The following is a 22350-nucleotide window of genomic DNA, read 5'->3' as shown; positions in this document are numbered from 1 at the left end:
CCGTCGGTCGATTGAGCACGACCGTTACACGACAGTCTGCGCCCGTTTTGCGGGAGTGCAAGATGCCGCCGGGGAAGCTTCTAGTGCAGAAGTCGGAAGCGCAGCGTTCCGGCCACACTCTTCAGGACACGGAGCGCCTGCGGGTCATAGTCGCGGTCCACGTCGGTGATGACGTAGCCAGTGCGTTCGTCGGTCTTCAGATGCTGGCCGAGGATGTTGAGCCCGGCCGCCGACAGCTCTCGGTTCAGCTCGGCCATGACGCCGGGCTGGTTCCGGTGGATGTGCAGGATGCGGTGGCCGCCGGAAACCTCGGTCAGCTGCACGTTGGGCAGATTGACGCAGAAGGTCGTGTCGCCGCGGTTCAGGTATCCCAGCAGCCGTTCGGCCGCGAACTCGGCGATGGCCTCCTGGGCCTCCTCGGTCGAGCCGCCGATGTGCGGGGTCAGGATGACGTTCTTCAGCCCCATCAGCGGGCTGTCGAACGGATCGGCGTTGGTGCGTGGTTCCTCGGGGAACACATCGAGCGCCGCACCGCCGATCCGGCCCGACCCGATCGCTTGGGCCAGGGCCCCGACGTTGACGACATGGCCGCGCGACAGGTTCAGGAACAGGGTCCCCGGTCGCATCATCTGGAACTCGGACGCGCCGATCAGATTGGCGTTCTCGCGCCGCCCGTCGACATGCAGCGTGACCACGTCCGCCTCGGCCAGAAGCGCATCCAGCGACCGCATCCGCTTCGCATTGCCCAGCGCCAGCCGCTCCGACAGGTCATGGAAGATGACCCTCATGCCCAGGGCCTCGGCCAGCACCGACAGCTGCGATCCGATGGCGCCGTAGCCGACGATGCCCAGGGTCTTGCCCCGCAGTTCGCGCGAGCCATCGGCCGACTTTTTCCATCGGCCCTCGTGCATGGCCGCCGACTTGTCGACCACGTCGCGCATCAGGGTGATGGTCAGGCCGATGGCCAGTTCGACCACGCTGCGGGTGTTGGAATAGGGCGCATTGAACACCGCCACGCCCTTGGAGGCCGCTGCGTCCAGATCGATCTGGTTGGTGCCGATACAGAAGGCCGCGACGGCCAGCAGTCGGTCCGCCGCCTCCAGCACCGCTTCAGTCACATTGGTCTTGGAGCGGATGCCCAGAACGTGGACGCCCTTGATCTTCTCGATCAGGTCCGCCTCGTCGAGAGCCCCCTTGATCGTCTCTACCGAATAGCCCGCCTCTTCCAGACGCTCGACGGCGGCGGGGTGGATATTCTCCAGCAGCAGCATGCGGATGCGGCTGCGCGGATAGGACCACCGCCCGGCCAGCCCCTCGGCGTGCAGAAGTTCGTCGATGGATTTGGCCTCGCCGTCGGCCACGGCGACGACCTTGTCGCGACGGGCGATCTCGGTGAAGGCGTAGAACCGGTCGGCCGCGCCACCCAGTTTGACCTCGGCGTCGTTCCAGCCGTCGCCCACCATGACGACCGGTCCTTTCAAACCCAGCGCCTTGATCACCGTAGGCTTGCCATTCTCATGCGACAGCGGGTTGGCGTCGTCCACGCCCGTGACACGACCTTCGGCGTCGTAGATCAGGTCGTTGCAGATGACCCGATCCGGCGACACGCCCAGCCGTTCGGCGATGGGCGCGATGATCTCGCGGAAGCCGCCTGACAGGATGATGATGTTGGCCGCGTTCTCGTTGAAGAAGCGCAGGTTCCGCCGCACTGAAGGCGTCCCCTCGTCCAGAATCCGGTCCGCCAGAGCTAGAACGTGGATCCGCGTCAGCGGCAGCATCGCCAGCCGCGCCCTCAGCGCTTCGCCGAAATCGACATCTCCGGTCATGGCGCGATCGGTTAGGGAGGCGACCTGCGCCCTGATCGACACGGCATCGCCATGCCCCTCCAGAGAGATATCTGCGAGGGCCTCCAGGGTTTCGATGCGCACAAGGGTCGAATCGAAGTCGAAAATCAGCGTCGGAGCGGCGGTCATGCCCCTCTTTCGCCGACCTTCGCACTCGCAGCAACGGCTTTGTGAGAGGGCTTACAGCCCGGTCAGCCGCCGCACCCGGCTGTCGGGCCGGCGGCTTTCCAGAGCCGCCGCTCCGATGGCCGCTGCGATCGTGGCCACGGCCAGCAGGGCCCCGCCCTCACGGGCGTGATCCTTGGCGTAGCGACCGGCGTCCCCGGCATAGCGACGCGCCGAACGGCCGGTCTCCTCGGCATAGAGGCGCGCTTCGCGGGCGTACTTCCGGCGCTGCTTGTCAGACATGGCGCGCTGGCCACGCTTCATGAGCTTCCTGGCCTCGTGGCGGGCGTCATCGCCCAGATCACTAACCCGCTCGCTGACTTCCCCGGCCCGCTCAGTCAGACCGCGCGAGATGTCGTCGAAGCGGTGACGCAGGGCCTCGGCGTCGATCCAGCCGCGCGGATCTATCCGGTCACGGATCTCCTCGAACCGGCGCGGTCCCGTCCGCTGGGTGAGCAGAAAGGTCACCAGGGCGGCCGTGGCGACAAGGGCCAAGGATCCTGCGGTGATGCCGGGATGTTTGCGGACTTCGGCAAGGGCGCTGAACTGTCGGACCATGGGATAATGAACCTCTTCATCGAGGCCGTCGTCGGTCGGGTCATAGAGCCCGTCGTCATACGGCTGATAGGCGGAACCCCTGTCCCGCATGGCAACTGGAGCGAACCGCGCGAAAAGTGGTTCCGCCAGACCCGGCAGCAGGGCGTAGAAAGACGCGATCACGCGCCCTCCTCCGCCGACGGTAATCTCCCGGATCGGATGGGTCGCGCACCACAGCACGGTGTCCGCCACCACATGGGTCGCATAGACCGGCTGCGGGTTCTGCACCGCATAGCCCGTCAGGTTTCGGGCGTGCTTCGGATAGGGCGTATCCACCGCCGCCGGCTTGACCAGACTGACGGCGACCGGCGACCCTTCGCGCATCAACTCCATGCGGAAGGCGTTGGTGAAACCCTTCACCGCATGTTTGGACGCCGAATAGACGCCCTGCACCGGCATGGGGGCGTCGCCCAGAACCGAGCCGACGTTGACGATCGTCCCGCCGTCGGGCTGCGCCCTCAGATGCTCTGCGGCGATCAGCGACCCGTTCACGACGCCCCAGTAGTTGGTCTCGAACAACTGGTGCTGATCTTCCAGCGTCGTCTCGCGGATGGGGCCGTAGATCGACACGCCGGCGTTGTTGACCCAGGTGTCGAAGCCGCCGAACAGCCGCCGGCACTTGTCCGCCGCCTCGGCCAGGGCTTCATAGTCGGCGACGTCAGCGACCGCATAGGCGACCCGCGCACCCTCCTGCTGCAGTTCCTCGACCAGCGCCTTCAGGTCATTCTCGCCGCGCGCGATCAGGAAGACACAGGCACCCGCCTTCGCCGCCCGGCGCGCGGTGGACAGGCCGATCCCTGAGGTGGCGCCGGTGATTATGATGGCCTGCTGATCGAGGGGTTTCAGGTTCGGCTTGGCGGGCATGATCGGGCTTTCGTCGGTGTCGGCATGCAAGAACGGGCGGGGCGTGCGCCCGGTTGCGACAGATAGCACGCGAACGCAGCCGCGCCAGACGACTGGCGGTCGCCCTTACCAACCGCCCTCGCCTCTCCTATCTTGCACCGTTCTCGACATTTCTCACCGCCCAAGGATCCGCCGTGACCGATCACGAGCCTGCCGCCGTTTCCGCGCCGACCGACGACCTCGCCGCCGCCTTCCAGATCGAGGGCTGGCCTGTGCGCGGCCGCCTGGTCCGTCTCGGAGACGCCATCGACAAGATCCTGTCGGCCCACGCCTATCCCGAGCCGGTCGCCGCCCTGCTGGGCGAGGCCAGCGCGCTGGCCGCCTTGGTCGGCTCGGCGCTGAAGTTCGAAGGCCGGCTGATCGTCCAGGCCCAGGGCGACGGTCCGGTCCGCTATGTCGTCGCCGATTACGACACTGACGGTCACCTGCGCGGCTACTGCCGCTTCGACGAGGACGAGGTCGCCGCCGCATCCAGCGGTTTCTCGCGCCCCGGCGCCCGCACCCTGCTGGGCCAGGGCGTCTTCGTCATGACCTTGGATCGTGGACCCGACTTCGAACGCACCCAGGGCATCACGCCGATTGAAGGCGAGAGCCTGTCGCTGGCCGCCGAACACTATTTCGTCCAGTCCGAGCAGATCCCGACCAAGGTCCGCCTCGCCGTCGGCTCCGTCACCGACGAGACCGGCACGACGTGGCGCGCGGGCGGCGCCCTGATCCAGCTGATCGCCGCCGACGATGCGCGCGGCTCGACCGAGGAGGTCTGGGACCGCACCCGCGCCCTGTTCCAGACGCTTGCCGACGACGAACTGGTCGATCCGACCATCACGCCCGAGACCCTGCTGTTCCGCCTGTTCCACGAGGACGGCGTGCGGCTGGAAGACGCCCGCGCTCTGAAGGCCCAGTGCCGCTGTTCGGCCGAGCGCATCGCCGGCGTCCTCGCCTCCTTCGGCCCGGAGGAACGCACCGACATGGTCGAGCCCGACGGCAAGATCCACGTCACCTGCGAATACTGCGGCACGCTCTACAAGCTCGCCCCTGAGGCGGCGGAGGCCCAGGCTCAATAGGCCAGGGCGATCCCGTCCTTGCGCATTTCAGTCGCCGCGCCATAGGTCCAGCGGCCTTCGCCGTTGTCCTGACGCACCACGTTCTGATAGCCGCCGAAGCCGCCGTCGGTCGGGCCGAGGACCCACCCACGCTGTTCCAGACCGGCGCGCGTCGCCTGCGGCACGCCGTTTTCCAGATGCAGGATTCCGACGCCCTCGGCGGCCTGGCCTGTCGGCTCGGATGAGCCCTCATGCTGCCAGCGCGGGCTGTCCCCGGCCTCCTGCGGGTCGAGGCCATAGTCGACCATGTTGATGATGATCTGGGCCTGGCCCTGGGGCTGCATGCCGCCGCCCATCACGCCGAACGCCATCCACGGCTCCCCGTCCTTGCAGGCAAAGCCGGGAATGATGGTGTGGAAGGGCCGCTTGCCCGGCGCGTAGACGTTCGGATGGCCGTCGGTCAGGGCGAACAGCTCGCCCCGGTCCTGGAACATGAAGCCCAGCGGGCGTTCGCCATCGTCGGGCGCCAGCCCCGAGCCCATGCCGCGATAGTTGGACTGGATCCAGCTGACCATCATCCCGTCCTTGTCGGCGACGCTGAAATAGGTCGTGTCGCCTTGGGTCGGCGCATCGCCCGGAAAGGCGCGGTCCATAATCCGGTCCGGCCGGATCAGCCGTGCCCGTTCGGCGGCGTAGGGCTTGGAGTTCAGCCATTCGACCGGCGTCTGCGAGAACCGGTCGTCGGCGAACCATTTGGCCCGATCCTCGAACGCCAGCCGCTTGGCCTCCGCCTGGTGATGGATCGAGGCCGCCGACTGGAAGCCCATACCCTTCAGGTCGAACTGCTCGCAGATGTTGAGGATCTGGTTGGTCGACAGGCCCTGGGTGTTCGGTCCGAGGCCATAGACATCGACCCCGCGATAGTCGGTCCGGATCGGCTGAACCCATTCGGTCCGGTGCGCGGCCAGGTCCGCCCGCGTCATCCAGCCGCCGATGCGCCGGAAATAGCGCTCGATCTGTTCGGCAATCGGTCCTTCGTAAAAGGCGTCGCGGCCGCCCTCGGCGATCAGCCTCAGCATGCGACCGAGGTGCGGATTGGCGAAGACCTCGCCGACGCGCGGCGTCCGTCCGCCCGGCGCATAGACGGCCTTGCGATTGTCGTTCTCCTCGATGCCCCCGGCCCGGTCGAACCCGGCCATGTTGCGCTCCATGTACCAGGCGATGGTCTGAGGCATGGGCACGCCCTGCTCGCACAGTTCGGCGACCGGGATCAGCACGTCCTTCCACGGCAGCTTGCCGTAGCGCTGGTGCGCGCTCCACCAGGCGTCCACCGTGCCCGGCACATTGACCGTCACCGCGCCATAGCGCGGCAGGTAGCCGTCCACCGCCCGGCTGCGAGCCGTCTCAAGCGACAACGCGAGGGGACTGTTTCCAGACCCGTTGAAGCCGACGACCTTCCGCTGCGCCGGATCCCACAGCATGCAGAAAGCGTCGCCGCCGATGCCGTTGGCGGTCGGCTCGAGGAAGCCCAGGGCGGCGTTGATGGCGATGGCCGCATCGATCGCCGAGCCGCCGCGCCTCAGGGTGTCGACCCCGATCAGGGTCGCCGTCGGATGCGCCGTCGCCGCCGCGCCGTTCATGCCCCAGACGGTCGAGCGGCCCGCAAACGGAGCCCCCGTGATCCGGTCGCCCATGGTGACGCCAACGAACGGGTTCTCGGGCCGGGCCTGGATGACAGGTCGGGAGGCGGCGGGCGTCCCGGCTGTCGCCATCAACGCCCCGGCGGGCAGGGTCGACAGGAAGGTACGGCGGCGCATGGGCGAGACTCCCTTAAGACTGAGGCCGGGACCGTAGCGGTTTCGGGGGCGGAGGAAAGACTCAGGGCCGGCGCGGGCGTCGTTCGATACGCTGCGCCGTGGCTTGGTGCTCCGGGCATCACGTGACACGCTGACCCCCAAAAGGCGCAAAACCGCGTCGGGGGAACACGCTCATGGGTTCAGCCATCACCGTCATCGGTCTGCCGGTCGCGCTGGGGATCATCATGTTCGGCTTGGGGCTCAGCCTCACGACCGGTGATTTCGTCCGGATCGGGAGACAGCCGAAGGCGGTGTCCATCGCCCTGGCCTGCCAGCTGATTCTCCTCCCGCTGGTCTGCTTCGGCCTGGTGCTGCTGTTCCGGCTGCCGCCGGTGCTGGCTGTGGGCATGATGCTGCTGGCGGCGTCGCCGGGCGGGACGACGGCGAACCTCTACAGCCACCTGTTCCGGGGCGATGTGGCGCTGAACATCAGCTTGACCGCCATCAACTCGGTCGTGGCGGTGATCACCCTGCCGATCGTGGTCAATCTGTCGCTCGGCTATTTCCAGCCCGGCGGCGGCCAGGTGGGACTTCAGCTGGCCAAGACGATCGAGGTGTTCATGATCGTGCTGGCGCCGGTGGCGCTGGGCATGCTGGTGCGCGCGCTGAGGCCCGGCTTCGCGGCGGCCATGGACAGGCCCGTGCGGATCGCCTCGGTGATCATCCTGACCCTGGTCATCATCGGCTCCGTGTCGGCTCAACTCGACGTGCTGACGGCCAATCTCGCTGCCCTGGCCGGCGTCGTCGTGACCTTCTGCCTGATTAGTCTGGGGATCGGATTCCTGATCCCCCGCCTGCTCAAAATCGACCGGCCACAGTCGATCGCCAGCGCTTTCGAGGTCGGGCTGCACAACGCTACCCTGGCCATCGTCATCGCCCAGTCGGTGCTGGGAAACATCGACATGTCGCTGCCGGCGGCCGTCTACGGTGTCCTGATGTTCCCGCTGGCGGCGGCTTTCGGGGTGCTGATCACGCGGGGATCAGCGAAGGCTCAGCCTTCGAGATCCAGCGAATAGCCCGCCGACCGCACCGTGCGGATCGGGTTGGCGCTGTCCTCGACATTCAGGGCCTTGCGCAGTCGGCCGACGTGGACGTCCACGGTGCGGGCCTCGACATAGACGTCGGAGCCCCAGACGGCGTCCAGCAGCTGTTCGCGGCTAAAGACCCGGCCCGGGTGGCGCATGAAGTGGTCCAGCAGGCGGAACTCGGTCGGGCCCAGATGGACCTCCTTGCCCGAGCGACGCACGCGATGGGCGACCCGGTCGATGATGATGTCGCCGTGCCCAACGCGGTCGTCGGCCAGTCCCGGCCGGATACGACGCAACACGGCCCGGATCCGCGCGATCAGTTCGGTCATTGAGAAGGGCTTGGTCAGATAATCATCGGCGCCCGTGTCGAGGCCGCGCACCCGGTCCGATTCTTCGCCTCGCGCGGTCAGCATGATGACCGGCAGGTTGCGCGTCTCGGGCCGGCCGCGAAGACGCCGGCAGACCTCGATGCCCGAGACCTTGGGCAGCATCCAGTCGAGCAAGACCAGGTCCGGCTGACGCTCGTCGATCTGGACCAGACCCTCCTCCCCGTCGGCGGCGACGACGACGTCGTAGCCCTCCTTTTCGAGGTTGTACTGAAGCAGGGTCGCCAGGGCGTCCTCGTCTTCCATCACCAGGATATAGGGCTGCACTCAGGTCTCTCCGTCAGGTCGTCGGTGGCGTGGGCAGGTGCCCCGAATCCGCATCCCAGTCGCCCGGCGAAGGCGTCCAGCGCGGGCGCTCGCCGGTCATCTCGTCGCCGGTGATCTCGTAGTGGATGACCTCGGCGATGTTGGTCGCGTGGTCCCCGATCCGCTCAAGGTTCTTGGCCATGAACAACAGATGGGTGCAGGCGCTGATCGTGCGCGGATCGCCCATCATGTAGGTCAGCAGTTCTCGGAACAGGGCGTTGTAATGCTCGTCGACCTCGTCATCGGACGCCCAGACGGCCATGGCCCGGTCGATCTCCGAGGCCGTATAGGCGTCCAGAACGTCGCGCAGCCGCATCGACACCAGCTTGCCCATCCGCTCGATCGAGCGGGTCAGGGGTTGCATCGGCTCGGTCTCGGCCAGCGACAGGGCGCGCTTGGCGATGTTCTTGGCCAGGTCGCCGGTGCGCTCCAGATCGACCGACAGCTTCATCGCCGCCAGGGTCTTGCGCAGATCCGACGCCACCGGCTGGCGCAAAGCGATCAGGCGGATGGCCTTCTTCTCGATGTCGCGGTGCATCGCATCGACCTTGGCGTCGCGCTCGACCACAGCCCGCGCCAGGGCGATGTCGCGACGCGCGACCGACTCGACCGCATCCGCCACCTGGGCCTCGGCGAGCCCCCCCATGCGGGCAACCTCGGCCGTCAGCTGATTCAGTTCGTCGCCGTAGGCCTTGACCGTGTGCTGGTTCAACCGAAGCGTCCCGTGATGTAGTCGAGCGTGCGCCGTTCGCGGGGATTCGTGAAGATTTCCTCGGTGTTTCCGTGCTCGACGAGACGACCCATGTGGAAGAAGGCCGTGCGTTGCGACACGCGGGCCGCCTGGGCCATCGAGTGGGTGACGATGACGATGCAGTAGCGCTCGCGCAGTTCGTCGATCAGCTCCTCGATCCGGGCCGTGGCGATCGGGTCCAGCGCCGAGCAGGGCTCGTCCATCAGGATGACTTCGGGGTTCACCGCGATGGCGCGCGCGATGACCAGACGCTGCTGCTGGCCGCCCGAAAGGCCGGTACCGGCCGAGTGCAGACGGTCGGCGACCTCGTCCCACAGGCCCGCCTTCTTCAGCGAGCTTTCAACGATGCTGTCCAGCTCCGACTTCGACGTCGTGAGACCGTGGATCCTGGGGCCGTAGGCGACGTTCTCGTAGATGGTCTTGGGGAAGGGGTTCGGCTTCTGGAACACCATCCCGACCTGGGCGCGGAGCAACACGGGGTCGACCGAGCGGGCGTTGATGTCCTGGCCGTCCATAAGGATCTTGCCGGTCACGCGGCAGCCCTGGATGGTGTCGTTCATCCGGTTCATCGTGCGCAGGAAGGTTGATTTGCCGCAGCCGGACGGGCCGATGAGGGCGGTGACCGTCTTGTCCGGCACGTCCAGCGAGACGTCGTACAGAGCCTGCTTGTCGCTGTAGAAGACCGAGACGTCCCGCGCGGCGATCTTGGTCGGGCCCGCAGGAGCCGACGGCGACTTCACCTCGGGCACGCGCCCGGCCATGACACCGGCGGCTTCAGGTACGGGCGTCAGGACGGATTCGTCACGGCGCTCGGTCGGGTCGGCGGAGCCGCCGCCCTCTCGCCCGTCAGGGCTACGGAAGAAGGGAAGTTTCATTGTCTTACCACCGACGCTCGAACCGCCGACGCAGCAGGATCGCGGCGGCGTTCATGACGATCATGAAGGCGAGGAGAACGAGGATGGCCGCAGCCGTCCGCTCGTGGAACGCGCGTTCCGAGGCGTTCTCCCAGATATAGACCAGCGACGGCAGGGCGCCGGCCGGCTCGTCGATCGCGCCCGGGATGCCCGGCACAAAGCTCACCATGCCGATCAGCAGCAGGGGCGCAGTCTCGCCGAGGGCGTGAGCCATGGAGATGATGGTGCCGGTCATTACGCCCGGCATGGCCAGGGGCAGGACGTGGTGGAACACCGTCTGGGTCCGGCTGGCGCCCATGGCCAGGGCCGCCTCGCGAATCGACGGCGGCACGGCCTTCAACGCCGAACGCGTGGCGATAATAATGGTCGGCAGCGCCATAAGGGCCAGCACGAGCCCGCCAACCAGCGGCGACGAGCGCGGCAGGTGCATCCAGTTGATGAACAGAGCTACGCCCAGGAGGCCGTAGACGATCGACGGCACGGCCGCGAGATTGTTGATGTTGACCTCGATCAGGTCGGTGATCCGGCCTTTGCGGGAGAACTCCTCCAGATAGACGGCGGCGCCGACGCCCAGTGGAATGGCGATCAGGGCGGTGACCAGCAGCATCAGGGCCGAACCGACCACCGCGCCGAACACCCCGGCCAACTCCGGCTCGGTCGAATCGCCGTTCGTGAACAGCTGGGCGTTGAAGGTCGTCGAGACGTGCCCGTCGCGCTTCAGCCCGTCCAGCCAGGCCATCTGCTCGTCGCTGACGCGGCGTTGATCGGCGGCCGTCTCGCGGGTGATCTCGCCCTTGTAATAGAGGTCCGCCTCATCCGATACGGGGGCGGTGATCTCCACCGTCCGGCCGATCAGCGACGGGTCGTTGCGGATCAGATCGGCGGCGCGGAACTTCAGCTCCGAGGAGATAAGCAAGCGATAGGCCGTCGCTTTCGTGCCCTGCGCGTCGTCCGTTTCGCCGAGGCGGGCCAGTTGTTGCTGCGCCACCATCTGCTGAAAATTGGTGCCCTGAGGATAGGTGCGATCGATCCGGGCCGGATCCATATAGACCTGCACCGTCATCTGGTTGGCGTAGAAGGCTGTGTGCCCTTGCTCGATGATCCGGCCCAGGAGCAGCAGCAGGAAGCCGATGGCCACGGAGACCGCCAGGATGCCGTACAGCTTGAATCGTCCCTCGCGGGCATAGCGCTTCTTAAGCCCGCGCTGCAGTCGCGCCGCGCGCGCGGGATCCTCGGCGGCCAGACGCGCCCACATTTTGTCTGCGCCGGTCTCAGTCATACTGTTCCCGATAGGTCTGGACGATCCGCTGGGCGACGATGTTCAGCAGCAGGGTGACGAGGAACAGGGTCAGTCCGAGGCCGAACGCGGCGAGCGTCTTCGGGCTGTCGAACTCTTGGTCGCCGGTCAACAGGGTGACGATCTGGACCGTGACCGTGGTCACCGTGTCGAGCGGGTTCAGCGTCAGGTTCGCCGCAAGACCCGCCGCCATGGTCACGATCATGGTCTCGCCGATTGCCCGCGACATGGCCAGCAACAGGGCGCCGGCGATGCCTGGCAGGGCGGCCGGCAGAAGCACCCGCTTCACCGTCTCGGACTTGGTCGCGCCCATCGCATAGGAACCGTCGCGCAGGGACTGGGGCACGGCGTTGATGATGTCGTCGGACAGGGACGAGACGAACGGGATCAGCATGATCCCCATGACCGCCCCGGCCACCAGGGCCATCTGGTTCTGGACCAGCATCAGGTACTGCCCGATGCCGTCCAGAGGTCCGCCGACCATCATCGCGCCGAGGCCGTTGAAGAACTCGCGGAACGCCGGGCCCACCGTCAGGGCGGCGAAGAAGCCGTAGACCACCGTCGGCACGCCCGCGAGGATCTCCAGCACCGGTTTGACGATCCCGCGCGACAGGGCGCTGGCGTATTCAGACAAATAGATGGCCGAGAACAGACCGACCGGCGCGGCCACGATCATGGCGATGATCATGATAAGGAAAGTGCCGGCGAACAGGGGCACGGCCCCGAAAGCGCCCGACGACCCGACCTGATCGGCGCGGATGGCGATCTGCGGGCTCCACTGGGTGCCGAACAGGAACTCCGTCACAGGCACGGCCTGGAAGAAGCGCAGGCTGTCCCACAACAGGGAGAAGACGATGCCGACAGTGGTCAGGATGGCCACGGCGGAACAGGCGAACAGCAGGCCGCCGATCCAGCCCTCGACCCGGTTCCGCGCCCGCAGGGTCGGCCGGACCTGGCTCCAGGCGAACAGGCCGCCCATCACCGCCGCCAGGATTGCGGCGAGGACGCCGCCCCAGGTCAGGGTCTGGTGCAGGCGGGCAGAGCGGGCCGCTTCCGCCGTCAGGGCTTCGCCCGGGTCACCCGACCAGACCTGAAAGGCGCGCTGCCCCTCCCCCGTCAGCCGCGCGTCATTGAAAAAGGCCTCGCGGCGGAAGGGCTCCAGCGCCTGCACCGAGGCCGGTGCATCTGCTGCCAGAAGGTTGTGGGCCACAGGACCGGAAAAGACCCCCGCCAGAATGGTAACGACCAGCGCGGGCACGGCGACCCAGATCATGGCGTAATAGCCGTGCTGCTCAGGCCGCGAGTGCGCCTTCTGCCCGCCGCGCAGCGCCGCGGCGCGACGCTGCGCCACGCCGCGCCCGGCCAGATAGGCGAGCACGGCGAACACCGCCACGAGAGGAATCACAAGCCAGATCATCAGGTCCCGCGAGCGCGCACGCCAGAATCAGAGCGTGCGCGGAAATCCGGCCCGTCCAGGCGCGGAACCTGCCCTTGGATGGTCAGCGGATTAAGACGGCTGGATGACAGTTCTGCAACGTCGTAAACGATCGCCGTTCTTCGACGGTCAGGCCGGCTCCGATATGCTCCTCGACGCGGTCGCCATCGGAAAATAGACATTGAACAAAGATCCTTCGCCCGGGGCGCTTTCCACCGTCATCCCGCCGCGGTGTCGGTTGACAATGTGCTTGACGATCGCCAGCCCCAGGCCCGTCCCCGGACGCTCCCCGCTCTTCTGGCCCTCGACGCGATAGAACCGCTCGGTCAGCCGCGGCAGATGCTCACGCGCCATTCCCGGCCCGTAGTCGCGCACCGTCACCACCACATAGCGCGCCCCGGCCTCGCGGTCGGGCGTCAGCAATGACAGGCGGGTCGCCCCGGGCACGCGCGATGCCGCGGCGGCCTCGATGTCCAGCCCGTGCCGCACCGTCAGGTCCACCGTGCCGCCGACCAGGGAGTATTTGATCGCGTTGTCCGTCAGGTTCTGGATGACCTGAACGATCTCGTCGCGGTCGCCGGTGATCCGCGCGTCGCCTGGCTCCACATCCAGCAGGACGGTGACGCCCTTCTCCTGCGACAGCACGCTGATGGCGTCGACCACGTCCGAGGCCGCGCGGGGCAGATCGACCTTCCCCGATGGCGGGATGTGCTCGTTCAGTTCGATCCTGCTCAACGACAGCAGGTCGGCGACCAACCGTCCCATCCGGTCTGCCTGGGCCGCCATGATGTCGAGGAACTTGTCCCGCGCCTTCGGGTCGTCCCTGGCGTGTCCCTTCAGCGTTTCGATAAAGCCGCTCAGCGAAGCCAATGGCGTGCGGAGTTCGTGGCTGGCGTTGGCGAGGAAGTCGACACGCATCAACTCCATGCGCCGCACGTCCGTCTCGTCTCGCAGGCCCAGCAGAGCCATGGTCATGCCGTCCGGTGAAGGCAGCGGGCGCACCCAGGCTTTCCAGTGCCGCGTCCGGGCGCCGGCGGCGTTGTAGTCCGTCGTCCGGCTCACGCCGCCGAACAGGGCTTCGTCCACCGCCTCGAGTACGTTCGGGTCGCGCATCGCTGACACCAGCAGGGCGCCTTCTCGCTGGATGCGCAGCACTTCACGCGCGGCGCGATTGGCGAGCACGATGCGCCGGCCGGCAATGTCGTCCGCCTCCCCGCCGCTGACGATCATGACGGGGTCGTCCAGAGCCTCGAACACGCTGTCCAGCAGGCCGGCATTTTCGGGCGCCGAAAGGCTCGCCCCGACGGCGACCGCAGAAGTCTCTTTCGCGACCTTGCGCGCCCCTCTGAGGCCCATCAGCGTCGTGAAACCGATGACGCCGGCGCCAGCGAGCAACCAGGCGGCCGCGTCCGGCCGCGCGGCCGCTAAGGCCAGCATAATGATGATGGCGACGCCGCCGATAGCGCCGTTGGTCCACAGCCGGGAGGTGGCGAGCGGGGCGACGGGGGACGGAGACTCGTCGAACGGCATGGTGTCGTCGCGCCTCCCGTCCGACGCGCGGGCCTCCGGCGTCTTCCTCTTTTTCCTAGAACGGGACAGCCCGGTAAGGCGAGCGGATTCGAGCCCGCCATCCCGCTTGATCATACACCCGTTTTTTTACCTCTGCGGTTCAGAGTGATCGCGAACGTCGGGGAATGGGCGCCTTTGAACTGGATAGTGAACTGCCTGGTGGTCCAGCATGACTGGCGGCTGACGCTGCTGGCCGCGACCGTCTGCGCGATCGGTATGGCCACTTGCATCGCCATGATAGGCAGGGCCCGCCACAGCGCCGCGCGCATGAGGGTGGCCTACGGCGCTGTCGCCGGCCTGGTCGGCGGCCTGGCAGTCTGGGCGACCCATTTCCTGGCCATGCTCGGCTACCGGTCCGACGCCCTGATCCGCTATGCTGCGGGCGAGACCCTGCTGTCGCTGGGCATCGTCATCGCCGGAATGGTTCTCGGCGTCGCCGTCGCCCTGAACGGCGGCTCTCGCCTGACGCGCGCGCTGTTCGCGATGCTCGCGGCCTCGAGCGTAGCGTCGATGCATTTCATCGGCACGTCCGCCATGCGTATTCAAGGGGCCACGCTCTCCTGGGACCTGGGCACCGCGGCCGCGGCCGTCGGCCTCAGCATCCTGCTCTCGCTCTGCACCGCCTTGTGGGTCAAGCGAGACGGCTGGTGGCGCATCCCCGCGAATGCGGCCTTCGCGGTGCTGAGCGTCGTCACCCTGCATTTCGGCGCCATGGCGGCGATGACCATCGTTCCCGATCCGTCTTCGGTCCTGTCCCCCAGCCTGATCTCGCAATCGGGCCTGCTGCTCTGGGTCGTCGCCGGGGCCACCCTGGTGGTCATTATCGCTTCGATCGTGACGAGCCTGGACCTGTGCCGCCGCTCCACCGTGCTGAACCATCTTCGGGAAGCCATAGACACCATGCCGGACGGTCTGGGGTTCTACAACGCCGACGACCGCCTGCTGATCTGGAACGCACGCTACGCGGAGGTAAATCCCGAGGTCGCCAATGCCCTCGCCGTCGGCGTCAGCTTCCGCGACCTGCTCCAGAGGGGTCTCAAGCAAGGACTTTACGAAGATGCTTTCGGTCGCGAACAGCAATGGATCGAGGATCGCCTCGCGTCCCGCCGGCACCTGTCGAACACCTTGGAGCAAAAGATCGCGGGCGACCGCTGGCTGCGCGTCCAGGACCGCCGCACCTCGAACGGGGGCATCGTCACCGTCGTCAATGATATCACCGACCTGAAGCGCGACGCCAAGTCGCTGGCCGAGGCGCGGGATGCGGCGGAGGCGGCCAACAGGGCGAAGTCCGAGTTCCTGGCGAACATGAGCCACGAGATCCGGACGCCCCTGAACGGGGTCATCGGCCTGACCCAGGCGCTGGCTCGCACAAGCCTGGCCCCCGAACAGCGCGAGATGCTGGATCTGATCCAGTCGTCGGGACACACGCTCCAGACCCTGTTGAGCGACATACTGGACCTCGCCCGCGTCGAATCCGGCCGTCTGGAGATCGCCGACGAGATCTTCGACCTGACCCGCGCCGTCAACGACGCCGCCCATCTCTACAGAGAACCGGCCACCGACAAGGGCCTGCAATTTTTCGTCGAGATCGAGCCGAAGGCCGCCGTCTGGGTGCGCGGCGACGTCGTGCGCGTGAAGCAGGTCCTGACCAATCTCGTCTCCAATGCGGTAAAGTTCACCACCACCGGCTTCGTCAGCCTGACCGCCTGCGTCGGCAAGGACCGGGCCGGCGCGCGGATCATGCGCTTCACCGTCGAGGACACCGGCGTCGGCTTCGACGCCGCCGCCAAGGCCCGACTGTTCACCCGTTTCGAACAGGCCGACGGCACCATCACCCGCCGCTTCGGCGGGACCGGCCTGGGCCTCGCCATCTGCCGTCAGCTGGCGGGCTTGATGGGCGGCGAACTGGATTGCGAGAGCGAGCCCGGTGGCGGCTCGGCCTTCATCCTGACGCTCCCTCTGACCATGGCTGAGGCGCCGGCGCAGCCGACCGTGGCGGCGGCTGCGCCCGCGACCGAGGATCATTCGAACCAGCGCCTGCGCGTGCTCGTCGCGGACGACCATCCGACCAATCGCAAGGTCGTCGAGCTCATCCTGTCCCAGGCGGCGATCGATCTGGTTCAGGCCGAGAACGGCGCCGAGGCGCTGCAAGCCTGCCGCGCCCAAGGTTTCGACATCATCCTGATGGACATGCAGATGCCGGTGATGGACGGCCTGACGGCCGTGCGCGAGATTCGCCTGCACGAAGCGGCCATGGGCCTGGACCGCGCGCCGATCGTCATGCTGACGGCCAATGCCCTGCCCGATCACGTCGCTGCGGCAAGGGCGGCCGGCGCCGACCGCCACCTGGCCAAGCCGTTCGACGCGGCCGAGTTGCTCGCGCTGGTGGCGGAACTCGGTGGTGAGAGTCAGCAAAAATCCGCTGCGGCCTGAACTGCAAAAATTCGGCGACGTGAACCGCCAACACCGCTTTCCGACACCGCGGAAGCCGCCGACACTGCGAAGTGCCGGCGGCTTCTGTCTTTCTACTCGTAGCCGTGGGCGGCTTCGTTGATCACCTGTGAGGGCATCTGGCTGAAGTCGACCGTGGTGGGCGCCGAGGCGACAGCCAGCTTGGTCTGGTAGGTCTTGATGACGTGCTCCAGACGACGGCGGACTTCACGTTCGGCCTCAGCGCCGGAGTCCAGCGCGAGGGGCGCCATGCAGAAGTCGATAATGGCCTGGGGGCGGCTGAGCGGTTCCATATGCGTCTCTCCTGTTTGATTATTCGGCCGCGACGAACTGCGCAGTCTCGGTGGATTCCTTCATGGCGGTCGTGGACGACTGCCCATTGGAAATGACGGTGGCGACGGTGTCGAAGTAGCCGGTGCCCACTTCGCGCTGGTGACGGGTCGCGGTGTAGCCTGCCGCCTCGTTGGCGAACTCGCGCTGCTGCAGTTCGGAGTAGGCCGCCATGCCGCGGTCGCGGTAGCCGTCGGCCAGTTCGAACATCGAGTTGTTCAGGGCATGGAAGCCGGCTAGGGTCACGAACTGGAACTTGTAGCCCATCGCCCCAAGCTCGCGCTGGAATTTGGCGATGGTGGCGTCGTCCAGCTTGGCCTTCCAGTTGAAGGAGGGCGAGCAGTTGTAGGCCATCAGTTTGCCGGGGTGCTCCTTCTGGACCGCTTCCGCGAACTTCCTGGCGTCCTCCAGCGACGGGTGGCTGGTCTCCCACCACAGCAGATCGGCGATGTTGGCGTAGCTCAGGCCGCGCGCGATGCAATGGTCCAGCCCCGTGCCTTCCTTCAGACGGAAGAAGCCCTCCGGCGTGCGGTTCTCGCGGTCGATGAAGGGCTGGTCGCGCTCATCGATGTCCGAGGTGATCAACTGGGCGCTCTCGGCGTCGGTGCGGGCCACGGTGATCGTCGGCGTGCCCATGACGTCAGCCGCCAGACGCGCCGCGACCAGGTTGCGGATATGGGCCTGGGTCGGGATCAAGACCTTGCCGCCCAGGTGGCCGCACTTCTTCTCAGATGCCAGCTGGTCCTCGAAATGGACGCCCGCGGCACCCGCCTCGATGAAGGCCTTCATGATCTCGAAGCTGTTCAAAGGCCCGCCGAAACCGGCCTCGGCGTCGGCTACGATGGGGGCGAACCAGTCGCGCTTGGCGCCGCCCTCGGCGTGCTCGATCTGGTCGGCGCGCTGCAGAGTGCGGTTGATGCGGCGGCACAATTCCGGCGCAGCGTTGGCGGGGTACAGCGACTGATCCGGGTACATGGCCCCGGCCGTGTTGGCGTCGGCCGCGACCTGCCAGCCCGACAGATAGATGGCCTTCAGTCCGGCACGGACCATCTGCATCGCCTGGTTGCCGGTGACGGCGCCCAGGGCGTTGATGAAGGGCTCGGTGTGCAGCAGCTCCCACAGGCGGTTGGCGCCGCGCTCGGCCAGGGTGTGGGTGATCGGCACCGAACCGCGCAGCTTCAGGACGTCTTCCGGCGTGTAGGGGCGCTCGATGCCGTCGAAGCGGCCTTTGGGCGAAGAGACGAGATCGGCGAAGGTGGTCATGGCGCTCTGCTCAGGATCTGACCGGGGCGAACGTCGCGCCGGTTCGGTCAGCTAAGAGAACACGGCACTGTCATTTTTTATACAGAATAGACCCTCAGGTTCGTGTCATGTTGTCATATAATGACCTTGCTATTTATGACATATCATGACAATTATCCCCTTCGCCGGGCTGCACGGAGGAGATACCGATGGACACCACGGCCGATCGCAAGCTGTTCCTCGGCGCCCGCCTGAAGCGGCTGCGGCGCGATCGGGGCCTGACCCAGACGGCCATGGCCGGCGACCTAGGCGTCTCGCCCAGCTATCTGAATCACATCGAGCGCAACCAGCGCCCGGTCTCTGCACAGCTCCTGCTGCGGCTGGCCCAGACCTATGACGTCGACCTGCGCCAGCTGGGCCAGTCCGGCGCGGCTGGTGAGGCCGAATTATCGGAAGTCTTGGCCGACCCCCTGTTTCAGGGCCTCGAGGTTCCCCGTCACGAGCTACTGCTGCTGGCCGACGACGCGCCCGGCGCCGTCGAGGCCTTGCTGCGCCTGTACCGCGCCTTCGCCGAACAGCGCGACCGGTCCCGCGCCGCCCTGATCGACGGCGGCGAGTCTGCAATCGGCCCCTCCCCGGCCGACTGGGTGCGCGACCATATCCAGTCACGCGCCAACCATTTTCCCGATCTCGATGCCCTGGGCGAGGCCCTGCATGCGGCGCTGGACCCCAACCAGACCGGCGACGGATTCGAGGCCCTCGCGCGCGCGCGCCTTCAGAGCCGCCATAATCTGTCAGTCCGGGTTATGCCCGCCGAGGTCATGGTCGAATGGACCCGCCGCTTCGACCCGCACCGCCGGCGCCTGCTGTTATCCGAGACGCTCGATCCGTCGTCCCGCGCCTTCGCCACCGCCTATCAACTGGCCCTGTCCGAACACGAGGCCGAGCTGTCGGCCCTGGCCGACGCCGCCCGGCCGCCGGACGACATCACACGCGCCCTGCTCAAGGTTTCGCTGACCAACACCTTCGCCGCCGCCATCCTGATGCCCTACGCCGCCTTCCAGCGGATGGCCGAGGCGACCGGCTACGACATCGCGCGGCTCCAGACCCGGTTCGGCACGTCGTTCGAACAGGTCGCCCACCGGCTGACGACCCTGTCGCGCCCCTCCGCGCGCGGCGTGCCCTTCTTCCTGATGCGGGTGGATCAGGCGGGGAATGTCTCCAAACGCTATGCCTCGGGCGCCTTCCCCTTCGCCCGCTTCGGCGGCGCCTGCCCGCGCTGGCGGCTGCATTCGGCCTTCCGCACGCCCGGCCGCCTCGTCACCCAGATCATCGAGACGCCCCCCCAGAACACTGAACCCGGCCAGCGCTGGTTCACCCTGGCCCGCACCGTCGATCGCCAGGGACACGACGGCTACGGCGAGCCCCACGACCTGGCCATCGGCCTGGGCTGCGAGCTGAAGGACGCACATCGGCTCATCTATGCCCGCGGCCTCGACCTGACCGCGCCGGAGGTCACCCCGATCGGCCCGGCCTGCCGCCTGTGTCATCGACATCCCTGCGCCGAACGCGCCGCCCCGCCGGTGGACCGGGCGCTACGCGTCGACGACTGGTCGAAATCGGTCAGCCCCTACCCGTTCGCGGCGGCCTAGACTGATCGGCCGAGGAGTACTCGCTTCGCGAGTCCGCTGAGACCGTGAATCGGGCTCCAGATCATGGCGAGAGGATGATTCACGTTTCATGTCAGGCCCGCAAAGCGGGCCCACCAGAAACGATCATGCTCTAGGACGCACTGTCCAACGCCCGCTGCGCCGCCGCCAGTTCCCCGGCCATCACAGCCTTCAGCCGCTGAGGCGCCAGGATCTTCACCTGTTCGCCCCAGGTGAACAGATGCCAGGCCAGTTCCCGCATGCCCGAGGCCCGGAACCGCACGATGACCGATCCGTCCGCCTGATCCTCCAGCGTCTGGGTCGGGTGCCAGCGCCAGCCGCGCGCCTCGGCCGCCCCTTCGGGCGAGACGCGCAGGACCACGTCCTCGATCTCATCCTGATAGATTCCGAACGACTGGCTGGCGAAGACCGACAGGTCGAATTCCGGCGGCGGCGGGGCGAACCCGGCCAAGGCCTCCACCGCGCTCATCCGGTCGAGGCGGAAGGTCTGCACCCTCCCGCTGTCCCGGTCCGCCGCGACCAGATAATTGGCGCGCCCGAACATGACGCCACAGGGCGCCACGCTGCGCCGCCGCGCTTCCGCACCCGGCCGTGAGTAGGTGAAGCCCAGCGGCGATTGCGCCAGCACCGCGCCCCGGATGGCCGCCAGCATGGCCTCGTCCGCGTTCGGCCTGGGCCCCGCCTGTACGGCGATCGTTTCGGCTCGCACCAAGGCTTCCAGGTCGGGCGCCAGCCGGTTCAGGGTCGTCGACCGCATCGCCGACTTGAGCTTGCGTTCCAGCCCCTCGAGCGCCGCCGCCCGCCCGGCCTCGCCTGCGGTCCTCAGTCCCTGCGCCGCCTTGGACAGTTCCAGCAGTTCGGTCGCCGTCGGGGCCTGTTCGAAGGCCGACAAGCCGCCGCGAATGCGCCAGCGCTTGGTCGGCGGGTCCGACACCTCCTCCACCGACGGAAAGAGCAGGATCACCGCGTCCCGTATCCGCTCGGCCGTGCGTCGGCCAACCCGCGATTCGTGCGCTATTTCGTCCAGCGTCAGCCCTTCGGCCGAAGCCGCCATGCGCCGCGCCAGTTCGATGACCAGGACCGCCTTGTCGTGTCGCACGCGTCGCCTCAGAAATGATACGTCCGAAACTGACGTAACTCTGTCCTATCTCAGACTCATCGGCAAGCACACACTGACCGGAGACACCCATGGCCCGCGCATCCGCTCCCCAGACGCAAATCAACACCTCCCGTTACCTGATCGTCCCCTGCGAGGCCGACGGCTGCGGCGACCTGGCCGTGATCTGGGACCGGCTGGAGGAACAGGTGGTCGATGTCATCGACGCCCGCGCCAGCGCCCGCTACTCGGACGAAGACGCCCTGTGGGACGAGGCCCGCGCCGCCGACACCTGCTACGACGACTTCCGCATGGCGGCCTAGCCCAGATAGCGCGCCCTGGTCGTGTCGATCGTGACCTGGATCATCTCGCGCAGGACGTCCGGATCCAGATCGGACAGCCGGTTCACATAGACGCAGGCCTTGCTGGCCTTGTGCTTGCCGAGCCGGGCTAGCCGCTCGCTGTAGCCAGGCTCGTCGCCGGCGAAATACAGCACCAGGTTCGCCTTTCTCGGCGAGAACCCCACCACCGGCGCATCGCCCTCATGCCCGCTGGCGTATCGGTAGTGATAGCGGCCGAAGCCGATGATCGACGGCCCCCACATTGTCGCCGGCTCGCCCGAGATCTTCGCCATCAGCGCCGCCACGACCTTCGCGTCGTCGCGCCGCCTCGGATTTTCGACCTGGGCGATGAAATCCTCGACCGATGCAGCCGTGAATTTGGTCTTGAGCTCCGCCATCACACCTCTCCCAGCTCCGGCTCCCAGCCCTCAGAAGCCATCTCAAAGCCGATGAAGTCAAACCCCGGCGCGACGGTGCAGCTGACCAGCGTCCAGGCGCCGAGGCTCCTCGCCGCCTGCCAGGCGCCCGTCGGCACGACGCCCTGCGGCCGCTCACCCGCCCTCAGGTCCGGGCCCAATACCATGCGCCGTTCGGCCGGATCGGCGATCCTGAGCTCGAGCGGCGCGCCGGCGTGAAAATGCCAGATTTCTGCCGCGTCGACGCGGTGCCAGTGCGACGCCTCGCCCTCGGCCAGCAGGAAATAGATCGCCGTCCCGGCCGACCGCCCGCCGATCTCATGCGGATCGCGGAAGGTCTCGCGATAGTGCCCCCCCTCGGGATGGGGCTTGAGGTCCAGCAGGGCGATGATCTCGGCAGCGGTGGGCATGTCCTCACCTGTAGCGCGTCCGAAAGATATGAGGGAATTCGCGCTCAAGCAGCGAGCGACCGCGTCGCTCGCGTTAGCGCACCAAAAAGTGCTTGGAGGCCTGGCCTCCGAGTTGAACGGAGGGTTCACGGGCTTGCACACCCGTCGCGTCGCCCCTCCGCCACCAGGCCGTGTCCGAGAGCGAGGACAGAATGTCGCACATTTCCTAAGATCGAGGAATCGAACACGGTGGAGATCGCATTCACCCTTTCGCCGCAACGCTTCGCCATACTCGCGCGCTATTTGCAGGCTCTTGATCGG

The 22350-nt window shown here is 67.1% G+C and carries 19 protein-coding genes; 5 read left to right on the top strand and 14 right to left on the bottom strand.

Annotated features, from left to right (window positions below):
* Positions 1–80 precede the first annotated feature (80 nt).
* Together serA and ACP7AU_RS00865 are read right to left on the bottom strand one after the other, a co-directional pair.
* Positions 81–1973: a phosphoglycerate dehydrogenase gene (gene serA, locus ACP7AU_RS00870; protein WP_426050226.1), complete on the bottom strand. Its 1893-nt coding sequence runs from the start codon at positions 1971–1973 to the stop codon at positions 81–83.
* Positions 1974–2024: 51 nt separating this feature from the next.
* Complete coding sequence (locus ACP7AU_RS00865; RefSeq protein ID WP_426050225.1) at positions 2025–3470, bottom strand: SDR family oxidoreductase; 1446 nt, start codon at positions 3468–3470, stop codon at positions 2025–2027.
* A gap of 173 nt (positions 3471–3643) precedes the next feature.
* Here ACP7AU_RS00865 and ACP7AU_RS00860 point away from each other — a divergent pair, with 173 nt between their 5' ends.
* On the top strand, positions 3644–4573 hold the full coding sequence (locus ACP7AU_RS00860) for an Hsp33 family molecular chaperone (RefSeq protein WP_426050224.1): 930 nt from the start codon (positions 3644–3646) through the stop codon (positions 4571–4573).
* On the opposite strand, the gene ACP7AU_RS00855 is transcribed toward ACP7AU_RS00860, so the two are convergent.
* Positions 4567–6369 (bottom strand): gamma-glutamyltransferase family protein, encoded by a 1803-nt coding sequence (locus ACP7AU_RS00855; protein WP_426050223.1) that lies wholly within the window; start codon positions 6367–6369, stop codon positions 4567–4569. The genes ACP7AU_RS00860 and ACP7AU_RS00855 overlap by 7 nt on opposite strands.
* Before the next feature lie 173 nt (positions 6370–6542).
* On the opposite strand from ACP7AU_RS00855, the gene ACP7AU_RS00850 reads away from it, so the two are divergent.
* Positions 6543–7424, top strand: coding sequence for a bile acid:sodium symporter family protein (locus ACP7AU_RS00850; RefSeq protein WP_426050222.1), 882 nt, complete (start codon positions 6543–6545; stop codon positions 7422–7424).
* On the opposite strand, the gene phoB is transcribed toward ACP7AU_RS00850, so the two are convergent.
* The 6 genes from phoB to ACP7AU_RS00820 form a co-directional block, all read right to left on the bottom strand.
* The gene (phoB, locus tag ACP7AU_RS00845; RefSeq protein WP_303695483.1) at positions 7400–8089 is read right to left on the bottom strand and encodes a phosphate regulon transcriptional regulator PhoB; all 690 of its coding nucleotides are present in this window, start codon (positions 8087–8089) and stop codon (positions 7400–7402) included. The two genes, ACP7AU_RS00850 and phoB, sit on opposite strands and share 25 nt — an antisense overlap.
* Positions 8090–8102: 13 nt before the next feature.
* Positions 8103–8840, bottom strand: a complete 738-nt coding sequence (gene phoU / locus ACP7AU_RS00840; RefSeq protein WP_426035251.1) for a phosphate signaling complex protein PhoU — start codon at positions 8838–8840, stop codon at positions 8103–8105.
* Positions 8837–9640 carry a phosphate ABC transporter ATP-binding protein PstB gene (gene pstB / locus ACP7AU_RS00835; RefSeq protein WP_426050418.1) on the bottom strand — a complete coding sequence of 268 codons (804 nt, stop codon included), beginning with the start codon at positions 9638–9640 and terminating at the stop codon, positions 8837–8839. Before pstB ends, phoU begins: the two co-directional genes overlap by 4 nt.
* 118 nt (positions 9641–9758) lie before the next feature.
* On the bottom strand, positions 9759–11072 hold the full coding sequence (pstA, locus tag ACP7AU_RS00830; RefSeq protein ID WP_426035249.1) for a phosphate ABC transporter permease PstA: 1314 nt from the start codon (positions 11070–11072) through the stop codon (positions 9759–9761).
* The gene (pstC, locus tag ACP7AU_RS00825; RefSeq protein ID WP_426050221.1) at positions 11065–12507 is read right to left on the bottom strand and encodes a phosphate ABC transporter permease subunit PstC; all 1443 of its coding nucleotides are present in this window, start codon (positions 12505–12507) and stop codon (positions 11065–11067) included. The genes pstA and pstC overlap by 8 nt, the downstream gene beginning before the upstream one ends.
* Positions 12508–12654: 147 nt before the next feature.
* Entirely contained in the window at positions 12655–14055 is a 1401-nt protein-coding gene (locus ACP7AU_RS00820) for a sensor histidine kinase (RefSeq protein ID WP_426035245.1), read from the bottom strand.
* 174 nt (positions 14056–14229) lie between these two features.
* On the opposite strand from ACP7AU_RS00820, the gene ACP7AU_RS00815 reads away from it, so the two are divergent.
* Positions 14230–16527 carry a response regulator gene (locus tag ACP7AU_RS00815; protein ID WP_426050220.1) on the top strand — a complete coding sequence of 766 codons (2298 nt, stop codon included), beginning with the start codon at positions 14230–14232 and terminating at the stop codon, positions 16525–16527.
* Positions 16528–16619: 92 nt separating this feature from the next.
* On the opposite strand, the gene ACP7AU_RS00810 is transcribed toward ACP7AU_RS00815, so the two are convergent.
* Both ACP7AU_RS00810 and aceA read right to left on the bottom strand, forming a co-directional pair.
* A complete protein-coding gene (locus tag ACP7AU_RS00810; RefSeq protein ID WP_426035241.1) occupies positions 16620–16838 on the bottom strand; it encodes a hypothetical protein in 219 nt (72 codons plus the stop codon).
* Positions 16839–16857: 19 nt separating this feature from the next.
* Entirely contained in the window at positions 16858–18138 is a 1281-nt protein-coding gene (gene aceA / locus ACP7AU_RS00805) for an isocitrate lyase (protein ID WP_426050219.1), read from the bottom strand.
* A 188-nt stretch (positions 18139–18326) separates the two neighbouring features.
* On the opposite strand from aceA, the gene ACP7AU_RS00800 reads away from it, so the two are divergent.
* Positions 18327–19769, top strand: a complete 1443-nt coding sequence (locus ACP7AU_RS00800; RefSeq protein ID WP_426050218.1) for a helix-turn-helix domain-containing protein — start codon at positions 18327–18329, stop codon at positions 19767–19769.
* 130 nt (positions 19770–19899) lie between these two features.
* On the opposite strand, the gene ACP7AU_RS00795 is transcribed toward ACP7AU_RS00800, so the two are convergent.
* Entirely contained in the window at positions 19900–20886 is a 987-nt protein-coding gene (locus ACP7AU_RS00795; protein WP_426050217.1) for a helix-turn-helix transcriptional regulator, read from the bottom strand.
* Between the two features lie 89 nt (positions 20887–20975).
* Between ACP7AU_RS00795 and ACP7AU_RS00790 the strand changes: the two genes are divergently transcribed.
* Complete coding sequence (locus tag ACP7AU_RS00790) at positions 20976–21206, top strand: hypothetical protein (RefSeq protein ID WP_426035233.1); 231 nt, start codon at positions 20976–20978, stop codon at positions 21204–21206.
* On the opposite strand, the gene ACP7AU_RS00785 is transcribed toward ACP7AU_RS00790, so the two are convergent.
* Entirely contained in the window at positions 21203–21622 is a 420-nt protein-coding gene (locus ACP7AU_RS00785; protein WP_426050216.1) for a DUF1801 domain-containing protein, read from the bottom strand. The two genes, ACP7AU_RS00790 and ACP7AU_RS00785, sit on opposite strands and share 4 nt — an antisense overlap.
* The gene (locus ACP7AU_RS00780) at positions 21622–22050 is read right to left on the bottom strand and encodes a cupin domain-containing protein (RefSeq protein WP_426050215.1); all 429 of its coding nucleotides are present in this window, start codon (positions 22048–22050) and stop codon (positions 21622–21624) included. The genes ACP7AU_RS00785 and ACP7AU_RS00780 overlap by 1 nt, the downstream gene beginning before the upstream one ends.
* Positions 22051–22350 lie beyond the last annotated feature (300 nt).

The sequence above is a fragment of the Brevundimonas sp. SL161 genome (assembly GCF_049896985.1).
Taxonomy (GTDB): Bacteria; Pseudomonadota; Alphaproteobacteria; order Caulobacterales; family Caulobacteraceae; genus Brevundimonas.
The sequence above is the reverse complement of the archived record's forward strand: the minus strand, read 5'-3'. Positions and strand labels throughout refer to the sequence as shown.

Excerpts from the sequence above, each read along its gene's own strand:
- pstB (WP_426050418.1), bottom strand. The coding sequence starts at position 9,640 with ATGGCCGGGCGCGTGCCCGAGGTGAAGTCGCCGTCGGCTCCTGCGGGC.
- ACP7AU_RS00865 (WP_426050225.1), bottom strand. The coding sequence starts at position 3,470 with ATGCCCGCCAAGCCGAACCTGAAACCCCTCGATCAGCAGGCCATCATA.
- ACP7AU_RS00810 (WP_426035241.1), bottom strand. The coding sequence starts at position 16,838 with ATGGAACCGCTCAGCCGCCCCCAGGCCATTATCGACTTCTGCATGGCG.
- serA (WP_426050226.1), bottom strand. The coding sequence starts at position 1,973 with ATGACCGCCGCTCCGACGCTGATTTTCGACTTCGATTCGACCCTTGTG.
- ACP7AU_RS00850 (WP_426050222.1), top strand. The coding sequence starts at position 6,543 with ATGGGTTCAGCCATCACCGTCATCGGTCTGCCGGTCGCGCTGGGGATC.
- ACP7AU_RS00780 (WP_426050215.1), bottom strand. The coding sequence starts at position 22,050 with ATGCCCACCGCTGCCGAGATCATCGCCCTGCTGGACCTCAAGCCCCAT.
- ACP7AU_RS00785 (WP_426050216.1), bottom strand. The coding sequence starts at position 21,622 with ATGGCGGAGCTCAAGACCAAATTCACGGCTGCATCGGTCGAGGATTTC.
- aceA (WP_426050219.1), bottom strand. The coding sequence starts at position 18,138 with ATGACCACCTTCGCCGATCTCGTCTCTTCGCCCAAAGGCCGCTTCGAC.
- pstA (WP_426035249.1), bottom strand. The coding sequence starts at position 11,072 with ATGACTGAGACCGGCGCAGACAAAATGTGGGCGCGTCTGGCCGCCGAG.
- pstC (WP_426050221.1), bottom strand. The coding sequence starts at position 12,507 with ATGATCTGGCTTGTGATTCCTCTCGTGGCGGTGTTCGCCGTGCTCGCC.
- ACP7AU_RS00855 (WP_426050223.1), bottom strand. The coding sequence starts at position 6,369 with ATGCGCCGCCGTACCTTCCTGTCGACCCTGCCCGCCGGGGCGTTGATG.
- ACP7AU_RS00800 (WP_426050218.1), top strand. The coding sequence starts at position 18,327 with ATGGACACCACGGCCGATCGCAAGCTGTTCCTCGGCGCCCGCCTGAAG.
- ACP7AU_RS00790 (WP_426035233.1), top strand. The coding sequence starts at position 20,976 with ATGGCCCGCGCATCCGCTCCCCAGACGCAAATCAACACCTCCCGTTAC.
- ACP7AU_RS00820 (WP_426035245.1), bottom strand. The coding sequence starts at position 14,055 with ATGCCGTTCGACGAGTCTCCGTCCCCCGTCGCCCCGCTCGCCACCTCC.